Origin of the sequence: Clostridium chauvoei, from assembly GCF_002327185.1 — a bacterium.
Lineage (GTDB): Bacteria > Bacillota > Clostridia > Clostridiales > Clostridiaceae > Clostridium > Clostridium chauvoei.
Genome location: NZ_CP018624.1, coordinates 1870490 through 1885835, shown reverse-complemented (window position 1 = coordinate 1885835; position 15346 = coordinate 1870490). Strand labels below are relative to the sequence as shown.

At 28.7% G+C, this 15346-nt stretch carries 14 protein-coding genes and 2 pseudogenes; 14 read left to right on the top strand and 2 right to left on the bottom strand.

Annotated elements, in window-relative coordinates:
* The first annotated feature begins 27 nt into the window (after positions 1-27).
* The 11 genes from BTM21_RS08885 (at position 28) to BTM21_RS13860 (ending at position 10387) form a co-directional block, all read left to right on the top strand.
* Positions 28-801 carry a DUF4046 domain-containing protein gene (locus tag BTM21_RS08885; protein ID WP_079481175.1) on the top strand — a complete coding sequence of 258 codons (774 nt, stop codon included), beginning with the start codon at positions 28-30 and terminating at the stop codon, positions 799-801.
* Positions 802-984: 183 nt separating this feature from the next.
* Positions 985-1914: a ribokinase gene (rbsK, locus tag BTM21_RS08880; protein WP_021875044.1), complete on the top strand. Its 930-nt coding sequence runs from the start codon at positions 985-987 to the stop codon at positions 1912-1914.
* A 2-nt stretch (positions 1915-1916) separates the two neighbouring features.
* The gene (gene rbsD / locus BTM21_RS08875; RefSeq protein WP_021875045.1) at positions 1917-2312 is read left to right on the top strand and encodes a D-ribose pyranase; all 396 of its coding nucleotides are present in this window, start codon (positions 1917-1919) and stop codon (positions 2310-2312) included.
* A 13-nt stretch (positions 2313-2325) separates the two neighbouring features.
* The gene (locus BTM21_RS08870) at positions 2326-3828 is read left to right on the top strand and encodes a sugar ABC transporter ATP-binding protein (RefSeq protein WP_079481176.1); all 1503 of its coding nucleotides are present in this window, start codon (positions 2326-2328) and stop codon (positions 3826-3828) included.
* A gap of 17 nt (positions 3829-3845) precedes the next feature.
* Entirely contained in the window at positions 3846-4781 is a 936-nt protein-coding gene (locus BTM21_RS08865) for an ABC transporter permease (protein ID WP_079481177.1), read from the top strand.
* Between the two features lie 28 nt (positions 4782-4809).
* Positions 4810-5730 (top strand): ribose ABC transporter substrate-binding protein RbsB, encoded by a 921-nt coding sequence (gene rbsB, locus BTM21_RS08860; RefSeq protein ID WP_079481178.1) that lies wholly within the window; start codon positions 4810-4812, stop codon positions 5728-5730.
* A 99-nt stretch (positions 5731-5829) separates the two neighbouring features.
* Entirely contained in the window at positions 5830-6828 is a 999-nt protein-coding gene (locus BTM21_RS08855; RefSeq protein ID WP_021875049.1) for a LacI family DNA-binding transcriptional regulator, read from the top strand.
* 228 nt (positions 6829-7056) lie between these two features.
* Complete coding sequence (locus tag BTM21_RS08850) at positions 7057-8379, top strand: ABC transporter substrate-binding protein (protein ID WP_021875050.1); 1323 nt, start codon at positions 7057-7059, stop codon at positions 8377-8379.
* Between the two features lie 67 nt (positions 8380-8446).
* Entirely contained in the window at positions 8447-9373 is a 927-nt protein-coding gene (locus tag BTM21_RS08845) for a carbohydrate ABC transporter permease (RefSeq protein ID WP_021875051.1), read from the top strand.
* Between the two features lie 117 nt (positions 9374-9490).
* The gene (locus BTM21_RS08840; protein WP_278336901.1) at positions 9491-10258 is read left to right on the top strand and encodes a carbohydrate ABC transporter permease; all 768 of its coding nucleotides are present in this window, start codon (positions 9491-9493) and stop codon (positions 10256-10258) included.
* Between the two features lie 36 nt (positions 10259-10294).
* The gene (locus BTM21_RS13860) at positions 10295-10387 is read left to right on the top strand and encodes an acetylxylan esterase (RefSeq protein ID WP_145951873.1); all 93 of its coding nucleotides are present in this window, start codon (positions 10295-10297) and stop codon (positions 10385-10387) included.
* 2 nt (positions 10388-10389) lie between these two features.
* On the opposite strand, the gene BTM21_RS08835 is transcribed toward BTM21_RS13860, so the two are convergent.
* Positions 10390-11271 (bottom strand): DUF5685 family protein, encoded by an 882-nt coding sequence (locus BTM21_RS08835; protein ID WP_021875053.1) that lies wholly within the window; start codon positions 11269-11271, stop codon positions 10390-10392.
* Positions 11272-11425: 154 nt separating this feature from the next.
* On the opposite strand from BTM21_RS08835, the gene BTM21_RS08830 reads away from it, so the two are divergent.
* A complete protein-coding gene (locus BTM21_RS08830) occupies positions 11426-12322 on the top strand; it encodes a polysaccharide deacetylase family protein (protein WP_021875054.1) in 897 nt (298 codons plus the stop codon).
* A 302-nt stretch (positions 12323-12624) separates the two neighbouring features.
* Positions 12625-13251, top strand: a pseudogene (locus BTM21_RS08825) (BMP family lipoprotein); the annotation flags it as partial.
* Positions 13252-13428: 177 nt separating this feature from the next.
* Here BTM21_RS08825 and BTM21_RS08820 read toward each other — a convergent pair.
* Complete coding sequence (locus tag BTM21_RS08820; protein ID WP_079480999.1) at positions 13429-14667, bottom strand: IS256 family transposase; 1239 nt, start codon at positions 14665-14667, stop codon at positions 13429-13431.
* 101 nt (positions 14668-14768) lie between these two features.
* Here BTM21_RS08820 and BTM21_RS08815 point away from each other — a divergent pair.
* A pseudogene (locus BTM21_RS08815) lies at positions 14769-15239 on the top strand (BMP family lipoprotein); the annotation flags it as partial.
* Positions 15240-15346: the final 107 nt, after the last annotated feature.

Sequence of the window (15346 nt, the reverse complement as noted above, 5' to 3'; positions counted from 1 at the left end):
TAAACATTTGGGGAGGAATAAGTAAATATGAGAAGCACATATTCAAAAATACACGAAATGGATGCACTACAAATATATAGACTTATTTTAGATGGAAGTGTAGAAAAATTTCCAAGAGGCTTTTGGAAAAGGACAGAGGCAAAACAAGATGCAGCAATATTAACAAGATATTTAATAGAAGAAATATTAATGTGGTCTGATGAAGAGCTAAAAGAAAAGTTAAGATTTATAGTTCTAAAAGAATATAAATTAAGTGGGATGGTAGAAAAAGTTTTTAACTATTCTATTTTTAATTTAGTTAATAACGCCTATCCAGACAAATTTAGACCGTGGGAGTTAAGCAAAGTAGAAAATAATTATTGGAATGAAAATACATGTATGGAAGCATTAAAATGGTTATTCGAAGAAAAATTAAAATGGAGCATTGACGAGATAAAAAATAATCTTACGGGAGAAATTTTTATAGAAAATAAACTAAATGGAATGTTTTCTAAAATTTTTAATGGTTCACCCTATGAGGTAGTTAATTTTGTTTATCCAAATCAGATTAAGCCATGGGAATTAAAACAAGTGCCTAATAATTATTGGAACTCTAATACTACTAAAGAAGCTATTGATTGGCTTTTAGAACAAAAACTACATCAAGAAAAGGTTAAAAAAATTACTCGAAAAGTTTTTGTTGAGAATAGATTAGATGGAATGATACAAAAAATGTTTTCAGGATCAGTAAAGAGAGCTAATGTTAATATTAATGTTGATAGAGAAGCTGAAAGTCAAATAAAAGAATTTAAAAATAATTAATAAGAGAGATTGGATATAAATTTTTATTTACTAATTTATATCCAATCTCTTTTGTTTGCAAAGTAAATTTAAATAAAATAAAAAAATATTCCGAAAAGTATTGTAATTGTTTACTAAAGAGTGTATTATATAGTTAACCGGTTGAGTTAACCGAGTAACTAGAGATTCTTAGGAGGAATTATTATGAATAAGATATGTGTTTTAGGAAGTATGAATATGGATCTTGTTTTACAAATTGAAGATATGCCTAAGGTAGGAGAAACTATTTTATCAAAGGGATTTAAAAAAATTCCAGGTGGTAAAGGTGCTAATCAAGCAGTAGCAGCTCAAAGATATGGAGCTAAAGTATATATGGTATCAAAAGTAGGTAAAGATGAAAATGGGAAAGTTTTAGTAGATAAGTTAATAGAAGATAAAATAAATACAAACTATGTTTTAATAGATGAAAAAGAACCAACAGGAATGGCTATGATAATGGTTAATGAAAATGGAAATAATTCTATAATAGTTGTACCTGGAGCTAATATGGCTATAACTAATGAAGATATAGAAGGTTCAAAAGAGGCAATAAAAGAAAGTGATATAGTGATATCTCAATTTGAAACCCCAATAAATGTTACATTAGAGGCATTTAAAGAAGCTAAAAAACTAAATAAGTTTACTATATTGAATCCAGCGCCAGCTAAGGAGATTCAAGAGGAGTTATTAAATTATACAGATATAATAATCCCTAATGAAACAGAAGCTGAATTAATTACAGGGGTTAAGGTTATAGACTTAGAGAGTGCTAAAATGGCAGCTAGTAAAATGATAGCAAAAGGAGTTAAATTTGTAATAATAACTTTAGGGTCAAGAGGAGCTGCAGTAATATCAAAAGAAGATGCCAGAATAATTGATGCATTTAAAGTTAATGCAATAGATACAACTGCAGCAGGGGATAGTTTTATTGGAGCATTAAGTTCTAGACTTAACACTAACAATTTAACATTTGAAGATTTAACTGAAGCTGTTAGATTTGGAAATAAAGTTTCATCAATAGCAGTACAAAGAGAAGGTGCACAACCATCTATACCATATTTAGATGAAGTATTAGAGATATATAAGGAGAACTAGAAATGAAAAAAACAGCATTACTAAACAGTGAATTATCAGAAGTAATATCTAAAATGGGACATACAGATATGTTAGCTATTGGAGATTGTGGTCTTCCAATACCTGATTGTACCAAAAGAATAGATTTAGCATTAATAAAAAATTTACCTAGTTTTATAGATACATTAAAAGCTGTTTTATTAGAACTTCAAGTTGAAGAGGTAATAATAGCAGCTGAAATAGAAACTAAAAATATTGAAGTATATAAAAAGATAAAAGAAGAGATAGGAGACACAAAAATAACTATAGTATCACATGAAGAGCTAAAAGTTCTATTAAAGGATTGTAAGGCAGTAGTAAGAACTGGTGAGCAAACACCTTATGCAAATATTATTTTAAAATCAGGAGTTGTATTTTAGAGGAGGTATTTAAATGAGTGCCAAAAACCCAATGTTAAAAATGACTAATATAAGCAAGAGCTTTCCGGGAGTTAAAGCCCTAGACAATGTAAATCTAAAGGCCTTTGGTGGGGAAGTTACAGCTCTTATGGGAGAAAACGGAGCTGGAAAATCTACACTTATGAAAATATTAAGTGGTGTTTACCAAAAGGATCAAGGAGAAATTTTTGTAGAAGGAAAAGAAATTAAAATTAAAGGAATAAAAGATGCAGAAAAGTGTGGTATTACTATAATTCATCAAGAATTAAGTGTTATTCCTAATCTTACAATAGCAGAAAATATATTTTTAGGTAATGAAAAATATAATAAGTTTACAGGAAGAATTAACAAAAAACTATTGATAGAGAGAAGTAAGATGTTTTTAGAACAAATAGGATGCACTTTAGATCCTAATATGTTAGTTGAAGATATTAATGTTGGGGAAAGGCAAATGATTGAAATAGCCAAAGCCCTTACTAAAAATGCTAAAATAATAATTATGGATGAACCAACAACGGCCTTAACAGATGTTGAAACTAAAAATTTATTTAAAGTAATAGATAATCTGAAAAATAAAGGGATAGCTATTATTTATATATCACATAGAATGGAAGAAATATTTACTATATGTGATAGAGTAGAAGTCTTAAGAGATGGTAAATATGCTGGTGAAGCACAAATAAAAGATATAGATAACGATAAATTAATTGCTATGATGGTTGGTAGAAAGATAGAGGATCAGTTTCCATATAAGAAGGTGGATATAGGCAATACTATACTTCGTGTAAACGATTTAGAATATAAGGGTAAGGTTAAAAAAGCTTCTTTTGAAGTAAAAGAAGGAGAGATATTAGGTGTTGCTGGTCTTATGGGATCAGGAAGAACTGAATTAGCTAAGACAATATTTGGTGAATATAAAAAGACATCTGGAAAAATAATATTGTCTGGAAAAGAAATAAATATAAAATGTAGTAAAGATGCTATAGAAAATGGTATATGTTATCTTTCAGAAGATAGAAAAAAAGAGGGTTGTGTATTAGATATGTCAGTTGCTAATAATATGACTTTGTGTAATTTAAAAAAATATGAAAGGAATAATAAATCTATTAATACTAAAGCTGAGTTAAAAGATGTTGAAGAGTATATTAAAAAAATAAATATAAGAACCCCAAATAGTGGACAACTTATAAAAAATCTTAGTGGGGGAAATCAGCAAAAAGTTATTTTAGCTAAATGGCTTTTATTATCACCAAAGGTATTTATAATAGATGAACCTACAAGAGGAATTGATGTTGGAGCTAAGAAAGAAATATATGAATTATTAAATGAATTAAAATCAATGGGTAAGGCAATTATAATGATTTCTTCAGATTTACCAGAAGTTTTAGGAATAAGCGATAGAATAATGGTAATGAGTGAAGGAAGAATATCAGGAGAACTTCAAAGAGAAGAAGCTACCCAAGAAAAAATTATGAAGCTTGCAGTTGGCATGCAATAAAAATGGAGGAATTAAAGATGAAAGAAAATGTAAAAGTAAATTTAACAAAATATAAATCACTTATAGGATTAGTTGCTTTATGCATTATAATATCAATTATGACCCCAAGATTTTTAACTATAACTAATATAACAAATGTATTAACTCAAATATCAGTAAATGCAATTATAGCTATAGGAATGACTTTTGTTATATTAACAGGTGGAATAGATTTATCAGTAGGTTCAACTCTTGCTTTAAGTGGTGCATTTGCAGCATCTATAATTAAGTCAACGGGAAATATTACTCTTGCAATTTTAGTTGCAATTATAATAGGGACAGTTATAGGAGCAGTAAATGGAGCTTTAGTATCAAAAGGAAAGCTACAGGCATTCATAGCAACACTAGCAACAATGACAATCTTTAGAGGTACAACGCTAGTATTTACAAATGGAACACCTATATCAAAATTACCAGAAAGTTTTATGAATATAGGAAATGGAAAAATAGGATTTTTACCAATAGCAGTATTAATAACAATAATAGTAGCAGGTATAGCAATATATGGACTATCCCAAACAAGATTCGGAAGATATTTATATGCAGTAGGTGGAAATGAAGATTCAGCAAGACTTTCAGGAATAAATACAGATAAAATAAAAACTTTAGTTTATGTAATTTCAGGTATAGCAGCGGCAATTAGTGGAGTTATTATAACAAGTAGAATAGGTTCAGCTTCACCAAATGCAGGGACAGGTTTTGAATTAGATGCAATAGCAGCAGTAGTAATTGGAGGAACAAGTCTTTCAGGAGGGGAAGGTAAGATATCAGGAACAATAATAGGTGCATTAATTATCGGTGTTTTAAATAATGGATTAAATCTAATGAATGTTTCACCTTTTTATCAATTAATAGTAAAAGGATTAGTAATATTAATAGCAGTTTTATTAGATAAAAAAGATAGAAGAAAATAACAGAATGTAAATATAAGGAGTGAATAATATGAAAAGAAAAGCTTTAAAAATTTTAGCTGTATCTTTAATAAGTGCATTAACCATTAGTATATTTGCAGGATGTTCAAGAAAAGAACAACAAAAAAAGATAGGTATGGTAGTATCTACTTTAAATAATCCATTTTTTGTATCAATGAAAGATGGTGCTGAAAAAAGAGCTAATGAGTTAGGATATAAATTAATAGTACTAGACTCACAAAATGATCCTGCTAAAGAAAGAGCAAATGTAGAAGATTTAATAGAATTAGGAGTAATTACATTACTTATAAATCCTACAGATAGTGATGCTGTTTCTACATCAATTAAAGTAGCTAATGAGAAAAAAGTTCCAGTAATAACATTAGATAGACAAGCTAATGATGGGGAGGTAACTAGTCATATAGCATCAGATAATATAAAGGGTGGAAATATGGCAGCTGAGTTTGCGTTAGATAAGTTAAAAGATAAGAAAGACATAAAAGCAATAGAATTGCAAGGTGTACCAGGGGCATCAGCTACTAGAGATAGAGGAAAAGGATTTAATGATATAGTAAATACTAATAGCAGTATAAATATAGTATCAAGCCAATCAGCAGATTTTGATAGACAAAAAGGACTTCAAGTTATGGAGAATATAATACAGGCAATTCCAGAGTTTGATGTTGTTTTTGCCCATAATGATGAAATGGCATTAGGAGCAGCTAAAGCAATAAAGACAGCTAATAAGGATGTTATATTGATAGGTTTTGATGGAAATGCTGATGCAGAAGATGCAATTTTAAAAGGAGATATGACTGCAACAGTAGCTCAACAACCAGATGTAATAGGAGCTTTAGGAGTTGATATATCTGAAAGGATAAATAAAGGAGAACATGTAGATAAAGAAATACCAGCATCACTAAAAATACTTACAAAATCAGATTTAGAATAGGTATAAGTTAATAAAGCACAACTATAGACAAAATATGATATAATAGGTGGTACGAATAATTAGCAAAATATATAATAGTCATATAGCATGGGGTGTTTTATGAGAAATATAACAATGAATGATATAGCAAAGGAAGCTAATGTATCAAAAACAACAGTTTCTAAAGTTTTAAATAATAAACCAATCAGTGTAAGTAATGAGACAAGAACAAAGATTTTGGAGATTTCAAAGAGATTAAATTATATACCTAATAGTGTTGCAAGAAGTTTAAGTACAAGGAAAACTAATACTATTGGGATTATATTACCAGATATAGAAAATCCATTTTTTTCAGAAATGGCAAAAGCAATAGAAGAAAATGCAGAGATACTTGGATATAATGTTATCCTATGTAATTCTTATAATAAAGACGAAAAAGAAGAGCGATATATAAAATTATTAGTAAGTAAACTTGTAGATGGAGTAATATTTGCTTCAGGTGGAAATAGTGAAGATAGTCTTAATATATTAAAAAGCAATAGAATACCATTTGTAGTTGTAGATAGATACATAGAAACTATAGAGAAATATAATGCAGTTTTATGCAATAATGATCAGGGAATTAAACTAGGAGTAAAGTATCTTTTTGATAAAGGTAAAAGAAATATAGCGTTTGTAGCAGGAAAATCTAAGTTTCAAATATCTAAGATTAGAAATGAAAGTTATAAGACTATTGCAGGAGAACTTGGAGTTTATAATGAAGATTTAATATGTGAAAGTGATTTTTCAATAGAAGGTGGAATAAAAGCAACAGAAGAATTACTTTCAAAATCAGGAAATATTGATGCTATATTTTATAGCAGTGATGTAATGGCTTTAGGAGGAATGAAATATCTTATAAGAAATGGGTATAGTATCCCAGGTAAAATATCAGTGTTAGGATATGATAATATTAATATTTCATCACTTACTGAACCAGAACTTACAACAATAGCCCAACCTATATATAGTATGGGTGAAGAAGCATTTAAACTTTTAATAGAAACAATAAATGGAACCTCTAAAAATAAAATAATAAAATTAGACACAAAGCTAGTTGAAAGAAGTAGTGTTAAATAAATTGGAAAAAGGTATGTTTTCTTATAGAAAGCATGCCTTTTTAGTTTGTATTAATTTAGATAAAAAAGGAGAAATATATTTATTAAAAAGTTAAATTTTTTATGGAAATAGAACCTATAATATTTATAAAATTTCTTACATATTATATGAAAAGGATTAAAATAATTTAACGAACAATAGCATAGTCACAATAAGAGAGAATATAAAATTAAAGGGGGAATTAAATTTATGAAAAAGCTTAAGCTACTATCAACAGTTCTATTAGCTACAGCAGTAGCAATGTCATCCTTTGTTGGATGTGGGAAGTCAGGAGGAGAAGAGACTAATAAGGATAAACCAGTAGAAATTACATGGTGGAATTTTCCTAACTTTGAAGTAAAAGATGGACAAGTCGGAAAATATGAAGAAGAGTTAATAAAGGCATTCCAAGAGAAAAATCCTGATATTAAGGTTAATGTAGAAATGATTTCCTTTAATGGGGGTGGAGAAAAATTAAATGCAGCTATAGCATCTAATTCAGCTCCAGATATTTTATATGATGCACCAGGAAGAATTATTGATTTTGCAAGACAAGGAGTATTAGCTCCTGTAGATGATATGATAAAAGATTTAAATGGAGATGTATCTGATGAATTATTAGCAGGATGTAAGTTAGATGATACTTATTATATGTATCCATTTAATACAACAACATTTATGATGGCTGCAAATAAAACCATGTTTGAAGAAGCAGGACTTTTAGATTTACTTCCATTAAATAAGGAAGATAGATTATGGACAATAGAAGAATTTGAATCAGCACTTAAAGGAATTAAAGAAGCTAAGCCGGATGTTATACCAATGACATTCTTTAGTAAAAGTACAGCTGGAGATCAAGGAACTAGAGCCTTTGTTTCAAATATTTATGGTGGAAGTGTAATGAATGATGATCAAACATCTTACACTTTTGATCAAGAACCTGCTGTAAAAGCAATGGAATGGGTTAAAAAGAGCATAGATTATGGTTTAATTGGTCCAGGGAGTGAAGCATTAGCTTCAAATGATGCGATAGATTTATTTTTACAACAAAAATCAGCATTTACAATACTTTACTCAACAGGACTTAGAAAAAATAATGCAGATAAAAAAGTAGAAGATTTTGAAGAGGTATTATTACCAATTCCATCACCAAGCAAAGATGATCTTGCATTAGAAGCTTTAATTGGTGGATTATGTGTATTTGATAATGGAGATGACGCAAAAATAGAAGCTTCTAAGAAATTCATAGACTTTTTAGCTAATGATTCAGAATGGCAAAAGAAAAACTTAATTTCAACTGGTACATTCTCAGTTAGAGACTCAATTAAAGGGTTATATGAAGATGAAGAAATGAAATTTGCTGAAGGAATGGGAAAATATACAGCTGAGTATTATAATACTGTAAATGGATTTGCAGAAATGAGAACTCATTGGTTCCCAACACTTCAAGAAATAACTTTAGGTCAAACTTCACCAAAAGAAGCATTAAAGAATTTTAATGATAAAGCTAATGAAACATTAAATAAAAAATAAATAAAGGTGTTAATATGAAGGGGATATCTCCCTTCATATTAATTATAATAAGGGGGAAGCTTGCATTATGGTTACTGAATTAGCAAATAACAAAAAGCCAAAATTTAAAGTGAAAAAACATAGTAAGTTGGCTAAGAAAGAGTGGCTTTCAGCATATCTTTTCTTATTGCCGGCAGCAATATTTTTCTTATCATTTGTTATACTTCCAATGATAGGCGGTATAGTTATAAGCTTTTTTAACTATACTCCAAGATCATCAGAATTTATAGGATTAAAAAATTATGTTCAAATATTTAATGATCCTGTATTTAGAAAGTCTTTGTGGAACACTTTATTTTTAGTTATAGGTAATGTTCCAATAGTTCTTGTTTTTTCAATGTTTGTTGCAGTAACAATTTATAAAAGATCATCTAAAGTTAGATCATTTTTTAGATCAGTGTTTTATTTGCCAGCTATAGCATCTGTAGTTAGTATTACAGTAGTTTGGGGATGGATATTTCATCCTAATTACGGGATATTAAACTATGTTTTAAGTTTCTTTGGTATAGAAGCACAATCGTGGCTTGGAAATCCAAGTATAGCGAAATGGGCAATATTAATGGTATTAGTTACATTATCAGTAGGACAACCTATAGTTCTATATATGGCATCTTTAGGAAATATACCAAAAGATTATTTAGAAGCTGCTGAAATTGATGGAGCTAGTGCGAGACAAGTATTTTGGAATATAACATGGCCTTTATTAAAACCAACAACTTTATATATAGTAATAATAACTACAATAAATTCTTTTCAATGTTTTTCAATAATCCAACTTTTAACAGCTGGTGGGCCAAATTATGCTACAACTACCATTATGTATCAAGTATATGAGAGATCATTTACTTTAGGACAATATGGATTAGCTTCATCTATGGGGGTAGTATTAGCTATTATAGTTATGGCAATATCTATTATTCAATATAAATACTTAGGTTCAGATGTTGAATACTAATAGGAAGGAGAAAAGCATATGTTTGGTAGAGAGAAAAAAGAAAAAGAAGAATTATATGATTGGAGAGATAGATGGACTCCTAAATATATTTGCTCATTAATTTTACTATGTATATTTATGATAATTTTTATATTCCCTTTTTATTGGATTATAACAGGGGCATTTAAAGATCAAGCAGCTACTATTGCTATACCACCTCAGTGGATTCCTCATAATCCAACATTACAAAACTGGACAGACTTAGCAAGACAACCACTTCTAAGATGGACATTTAATAGTTTTTTCATAGCTATTAGTACAACTTTTTTAGTGTGCTTAACATCTTCTCTTGCAGGGTATGTATTGGCTAAAAAGAGATTTCCAGGTAGGCACATAATATTCTGGTTACTTATAATAGCAATGGCACTTCCAAAACAAGTTATAATGGTACCTTTATTTAATATCTTAACAAAGCTTGATTGGATAAATAGCTATAAGTCACTTATATTACCAGCAGTAGGATGGCCATTTGGAATATTCCTTATGAAACAATTTAGTGAGACAATACCAACAGAATTGTTAGAAGCAGCGAAGATAGATGGTTGTAGTGAAATTGGAATATTTAAAAATATAGTATTACCTATAGTAAAACCAGGAGTAGGAGCATTAGCTATATTTACATTTATAAGTTCTTGGAATGATTACTTTATGCAATTAATACTTATTAGAAGTACAGCTATGCAAACACTTCCATTAGGTATAGCAACAATGCAACTAGAATTTACTACTAATTATGGATTGATGATGGCAGGAGCAGCTTTAGCATCAATACCTATGATAATAATATTCCTTATATTCCAAAAGTCATTTACTCAAGGTATTACAATTGGAGCAGTAAAAGGTTAAGGGGGCTAACATTTTAAGAAGGAAGGGATAAAAAATATGCCAATGATAGACATGTCTTTAGAAAAATTAAAGGAGTATAGAGGTATAAGTCCAAAACCAGATGATATAAATAATCATGGGCAAAACTAAATTTAGTTTTGCCCATGATTATTTATTATAGTTATATATTTATTAAGCATTCCAAGTTCAATAATATTATATAAGATATCTTTATTCTTATTTAATGGAAGTTTAGAGAGATATTCTTTACAGTTATAAGAACAATTCAAAATAGTAAACTCAATTTTAGCTTTGATATTTTCTAGAAGTTCATAAAAGTTTAGATTGTTTTTATTATATAGAAAATTAATTGGGTTGAATTTTTTATTTTCCATATCTTCTTTTAAATCATCCAAAGCATCGATAATATAAATCCATTTTCCAAGAGCATAACCAAAGTTATATAGGTTATTTCTTAATATTTCACCATCATCAATAAGTACATTAGGATAGCTTTTAAGAATATTTGCAACTATATCACTAAAGGGGTGAGAAATTTCATCTATGGAAGAAAAAGATTTTTTAGACTCAAAATCATTAAGCTCAGTTAATCTAGAATTAATTATATTATTTATTTGATATAGAGATTTATCAATTTTTTTTGTATATAAATATAAAGATTTTGATAAAAACTTACTTTTCAAATTCTGATCATCTTTAACATCATCTAAAAGTTTATAATAAAATAGTGACAAGTTAATAGAAGAAGCATAAGATAATGCTTTATTATTTATAATGATATATCTTTTTTGAGTAGGGTGAGATATACATTTTGTTATATCTAGCTCAATTTCATCAGGGGATAGAGAGTCTAAAAGTACCCCTAAAAATGTCATATCATAATTTAAAGTCATTCTAGGGATATTTCCAAAATTATTTTTTATAGCAAAACATAATCCACAATAATAACTTTTAAATAAATCGAAATCTTTAACTTTAAGATCACCTTTTAATGGAGTTATGTATCCGAACAATAAAAAACACTCCTTATAATATTGATTTATTAAATTATATGATAAAGATAAATAATTTAAAACTTAAGTAGCAATACTAAAAATATAAATTGAATTTGAATAAAATAAATAAAAACAATATAATTATTATGTAATAAAAAAGGGGGAGAGAAATGTGAAAGCTAAAACTATATTTACAGCTATATTTTTAATTTGCATATGTGCATTTGCAGCATTTTCTTTTAAAGATATTATAGGAAATAATTTAATGGTTATTAACAAAGAAGAAACAGATAATCAAGCAGAAGAAAATGGACAAATTATAGAAGATGAAGAAGAAAAAGAAGAAAATACAGAAGAGATTAAAGAAGATAAAAAGGAAGTTATTGAGTATATAGAGCTTGATCCAAGTGAAGTATATGTACCAATATTAATGTATCATTCTATTGCAGATTTAGACCCTACAAATAATTTAATGGTCCCTACAAGTCAATTTGAAGAGCAAGTTAAATGGTTAAAAGAAAATGGATTTACTTCTATGCTTATGGGTGATGTTATAAGTTCATTAAAAACAGGTAAAGTTCCTAAAAAACCAGTAGCAATTACTTTTGATGATGGTTATGTAGATAATTATACTAATGCATATAGAATATTAAAAAAATACGATATGAAAGCAACATTTTTTATTATTACGGATAATACAGATAAGGATCCAGCATACATGAGTTTAAATATGCTTAAAGAAATGAAGGAAAGTGGAATGGCTATTGAAAGTCATACGGCTAATCATTTAGAATTAGATAAATTAAGTAGAGAAGATAAGGTTTACTCAATAAGACAAGCTAAAGACTTCTTAAAAAATAATCTTGGAATAGAAAATAAGTATCTTTGCTATCCAGTGGGAAAATGTGATAATGAAACTATAGAAGTTGCAAAAGAACTTGGAATTGAGGGTGCTGTTACTACACAAAATGGTTTTTCAAATATAAAAAATGGAGAATTACAATTAAAAAGAGTTAGGATTTCTCCAATTGAAATAGAAACTTTTAAAGGAATTTTTTCAGAATTTTAGAAAAAATATTATCGAAAATAAAATTCAAAATACGACAAAAAAGCGAGAAGGACTATTTCTTCTCGTTTTTTATTAGTAAATAATAAATTATATTTACTATTTAACAATAAGAACATTAGGAAACATAATTTTAATAGTTTATTTACAAAATATTTTAGCAATTTGGTATATAATCGTAGATGATGTTACATACTAATGGCGTAAATAATAAAAAAACATATAATTTAATCAAAATTACTAGCAATAAGACAATAATTAAATTAAAAAATTAACATTAATAAACCTAAGGGGGAAATTAAAGAATGAAAAAAAGAGTAATTGCATTAGCATTATCAGCACTTATGGTAACTGGCTTAGTTGGTTGCGGAAAAAGTGAAGGCTCAGGATCAACAGAAGATGCAAATTTAAAAGTTGGGATGGTAACAGATTCAGGTACTATTGACGACAAATCATTTAATGAAGGTACATGGACAGGGGTAACAAGAGCAGCGGATGAATTAAAATTAGAAAAGAAATATTTACAACCAAGTGGAGAAACTCATGCAGACTACATAAAGGAAATTACGAATCTTTATGATGCAGGATTTAAATTTATAGTAACTCCAGGGTTTAAATTCGAAACTGCAATTTTTGAAGCACAAGAAAAATATAGTGATGCAAAATTTATACTATTAGATGGTGCACCAAAGAAAGATGATAAGTCAGATGCATCAGTAGCAAAGAATACTGTTTCTATATTCTTTGCAGAAGAACAATCAGGATTTATAGCAGGTGTTGCAACTGCTTTACAAATAAAAGAAGGTGAATTAGGATTTATCGGTGGTATGGAAATTCCACCAGTACAAAAATTTAATTGGGGATTCCAACAAGGTGTTAAGTATGCTAATGAAAACTTAGGTACTAAGGCATCAATAAAAGCTGAAAATGTAGAGAGAATAGATAATTCTGTGTAATTATCATTTTTATTATTTTAACATTACTGGAAATTTTCATTTCCAGTAATATTTTTTTATATTTAAGAAATACTAATAATGTTTCTTATTACCTTTTTTAGTATTTCAAAAAAATCTAATAGTATGCATATAATTTATAAAAAGTACAAGCTTTTAAGCTAATTCATCTTTTAATTGATCTTCAAATATTATTGATAGCTCCGCTAGCGTAGCACCCCAATTATGTATAGGTTGAGTCCATTTTTCTAGTATCTCCATTGTTGCTAAGTAAACACACTTATTTAAAGATTCATCAGTTGGGAATATGACTCTAACTTTAGTGAATTTACGTATTTGACGATTAAAACCCTCTAAGATATTTGTAGTATAAATCATCTTTCTTATAGTTGGAGAGAAGTCAAAAAATGTTGAAAGGTTACTCCAATTGTTATACCAGGAATCTATTACTATTCCATATTTATCTCCCCATCTCTCCTTTAAATTATCTAGCTGTGCTAACGCAAGTTCCTCTGTTGTAGCCTTATAAACCTCCTTCAAATCTTTCATAAATGCTTTTTTATCTTTTGAAGCTATGTATTTTATTGAATTTCTTATTTGATGAACAATACATGTTTGAATATTTACTGATGGAAATACTGTTTTTATAGCTTGTGGAAGACCTTTTAATCCATCCATACAAGCAATTAAAATTTCTTTTACACCTCTATTTTTTAAATCATTGCAAATTCCTAACCAGAATTTAGCACCTTCTGCTTCATCAACCCATATACCTAAAATATCTTTATATCCTTCCATAGTGTATCCTAAGCATATATAGACAGCCTTGTTAACTATCTTTCCATTACTTCTAACTTTAAAGTACATAGCATCTAAATAAACTATTGGATATATTTTATCTAATACTCTATTTTGCCATTCGGCGGCGCTAGCAAGCACTTTATCAGTTATTTTAGATACCATCGATGGTGATATAGTTATTCCATATAAGTCTTCAATTTCAGCCTGAATATCAGATGTTGACATACCTTTAGCATATAAAGATATAATCTTTTTATCTAACTCAGTACACACAGTTTCATATTTTTTTATAATTTGTGGCTCAAATTCAGCATTTCTATCACGGGGTACGTCTAGGTCGACGTCACCGAAGGAACTTCTTAAATTCTTGCGACTATAACCATTCCTGTAGTTCTTCTTAGTTTGATCAACTGCTTCTACACGTTCATATTTATTTCTTCCTAGATGTTCTTCCATTTCACCTTCTAATATATTTTCAAGGACATCTTTAACTAATCTTTGTATTAATCCGTTTTTACCCATTACATCATCGATTGTTTTACATCTTTTAATTTCCTCATTGTAATCAAAGTTGGTATCAATTTTTCTTGTCATAATAATTCCTCCTAATTTATATAGTATATTATTCCAAAACTTCCAACTGTTAATACAAAAAAACAGTAGATAGTTTTATTTTTACACAAAACTATCTACTGTCTCAAAATGTAATTTATCAAGGAACTTTTAAAGATATAGCAGCAGGACAACAAATTGCAGCTCAAATGTATAATAGAGGTGTTAAAGCTATATTCTGTTCAGCAGGTGCAACTGGAGTAGGTGCTATAAACGAAGCTAAGAGTAGAGCTACAAAAGGTGAAGAAGTATGGGTTATTGGAGTTGATGTTGACCAATATACTCACGGTATTTACGAAGGGGACAAATCAGTTATTTTAACTTCAGCAATGAAGAGAATTGATAACGCAGCTGCTGATATGATTAAAGCAGAAAAAGAAGGTAACTTCCCAGGTGGAGATACTATAGTTTATGATGTTACTAACAATGGTGTTGGTATTCCAGATGAAAATCCAAACTTAAGCGAAGATACTACAAAGACAGTTAAAGAAGTAGTAGAAAAGATTAAGAATGGTGAAATTAAAGTATCAGCTGAAAAAGGTGATTTACTATAATATAAAATGCTAATTAAGGTTTGCTTTAGCAAGGCAAAAATAAAATAAGGGCTATTTTAGGAAGAATTATATAAAAAAAAGACGGTTCTTCCGTCTTTTTTTATATA

Excerpts from the sequence above, each read along its gene's own strand:
- BTM21_RS08840 (WP_278336901.1), top strand. The coding sequence starts at position 9,491 with ATGATAATTTTTATATTCCCTTTTTATTGGATTATAACAGGGGCATTT.
- BTM21_RS08870 (WP_079481176.1), top strand. The coding sequence starts at position 2,326 with ATGAGTGCCAAAAACCCAATGTTAAAAATGACTAATATAAGCAAGAGC.
- BTM21_RS08845 (WP_021875051.1), top strand. The coding sequence starts at position 8,447 with ATGGTTACTGAATTAGCAAATAACAAAAAGCCAAAATTTAAAGTGAAA.
- BTM21_RS13860 (WP_145951873.1), top strand. The coding sequence starts at position 10,295 with ATGCCAATGATAGACATGTCTTTAGAAAAATTAAAGGAGTATAGAGGT.
- BTM21_RS08885 (WP_079481175.1), top strand. The coding sequence starts at position 28 with ATGAGAAGCACATATTCAAAAATACACGAAATGGATGCACTACAAATA.
- BTM21_RS08850 (WP_021875050.1), top strand. The coding sequence starts at position 7,057 with ATGAAAAAGCTTAAGCTACTATCAACAGTTCTATTAGCTACAGCAGTA.
- rbsD (WP_021875045.1), top strand. The coding sequence starts at position 1,917 with ATGAAAAAAACAGCATTACTAAACAGTGAATTATCAGAAGTAATATCT.
- BTM21_RS08855 (WP_021875049.1), top strand. The coding sequence starts at position 5,830 with ATGAGAAATATAACAATGAATGATATAGCAAAGGAAGCTAATGTATCA.
- rbsB (WP_079481178.1), top strand. The coding sequence starts at position 4,810 with ATGAAAAGAAAAGCTTTAAAAATTTTAGCTGTATCTTTAATAAGTGCA.
- BTM21_RS08820 (WP_079480999.1), bottom strand. The coding sequence starts at position 14,667 with ATGACAAGAAAAATTGATACCAACTTTGATTACAATGAGGAAATTAAA.
- BTM21_RS08865 (WP_079481177.1), top strand. The coding sequence starts at position 3,846 with ATGAAAGAAAATGTAAAAGTAAATTTAACAAAATATAAATCACTTATA.
- rbsK (WP_021875044.1), top strand. The coding sequence starts at position 985 with ATGAATAAGATATGTGTTTTAGGAAGTATGAATATGGATCTTGTTTTA.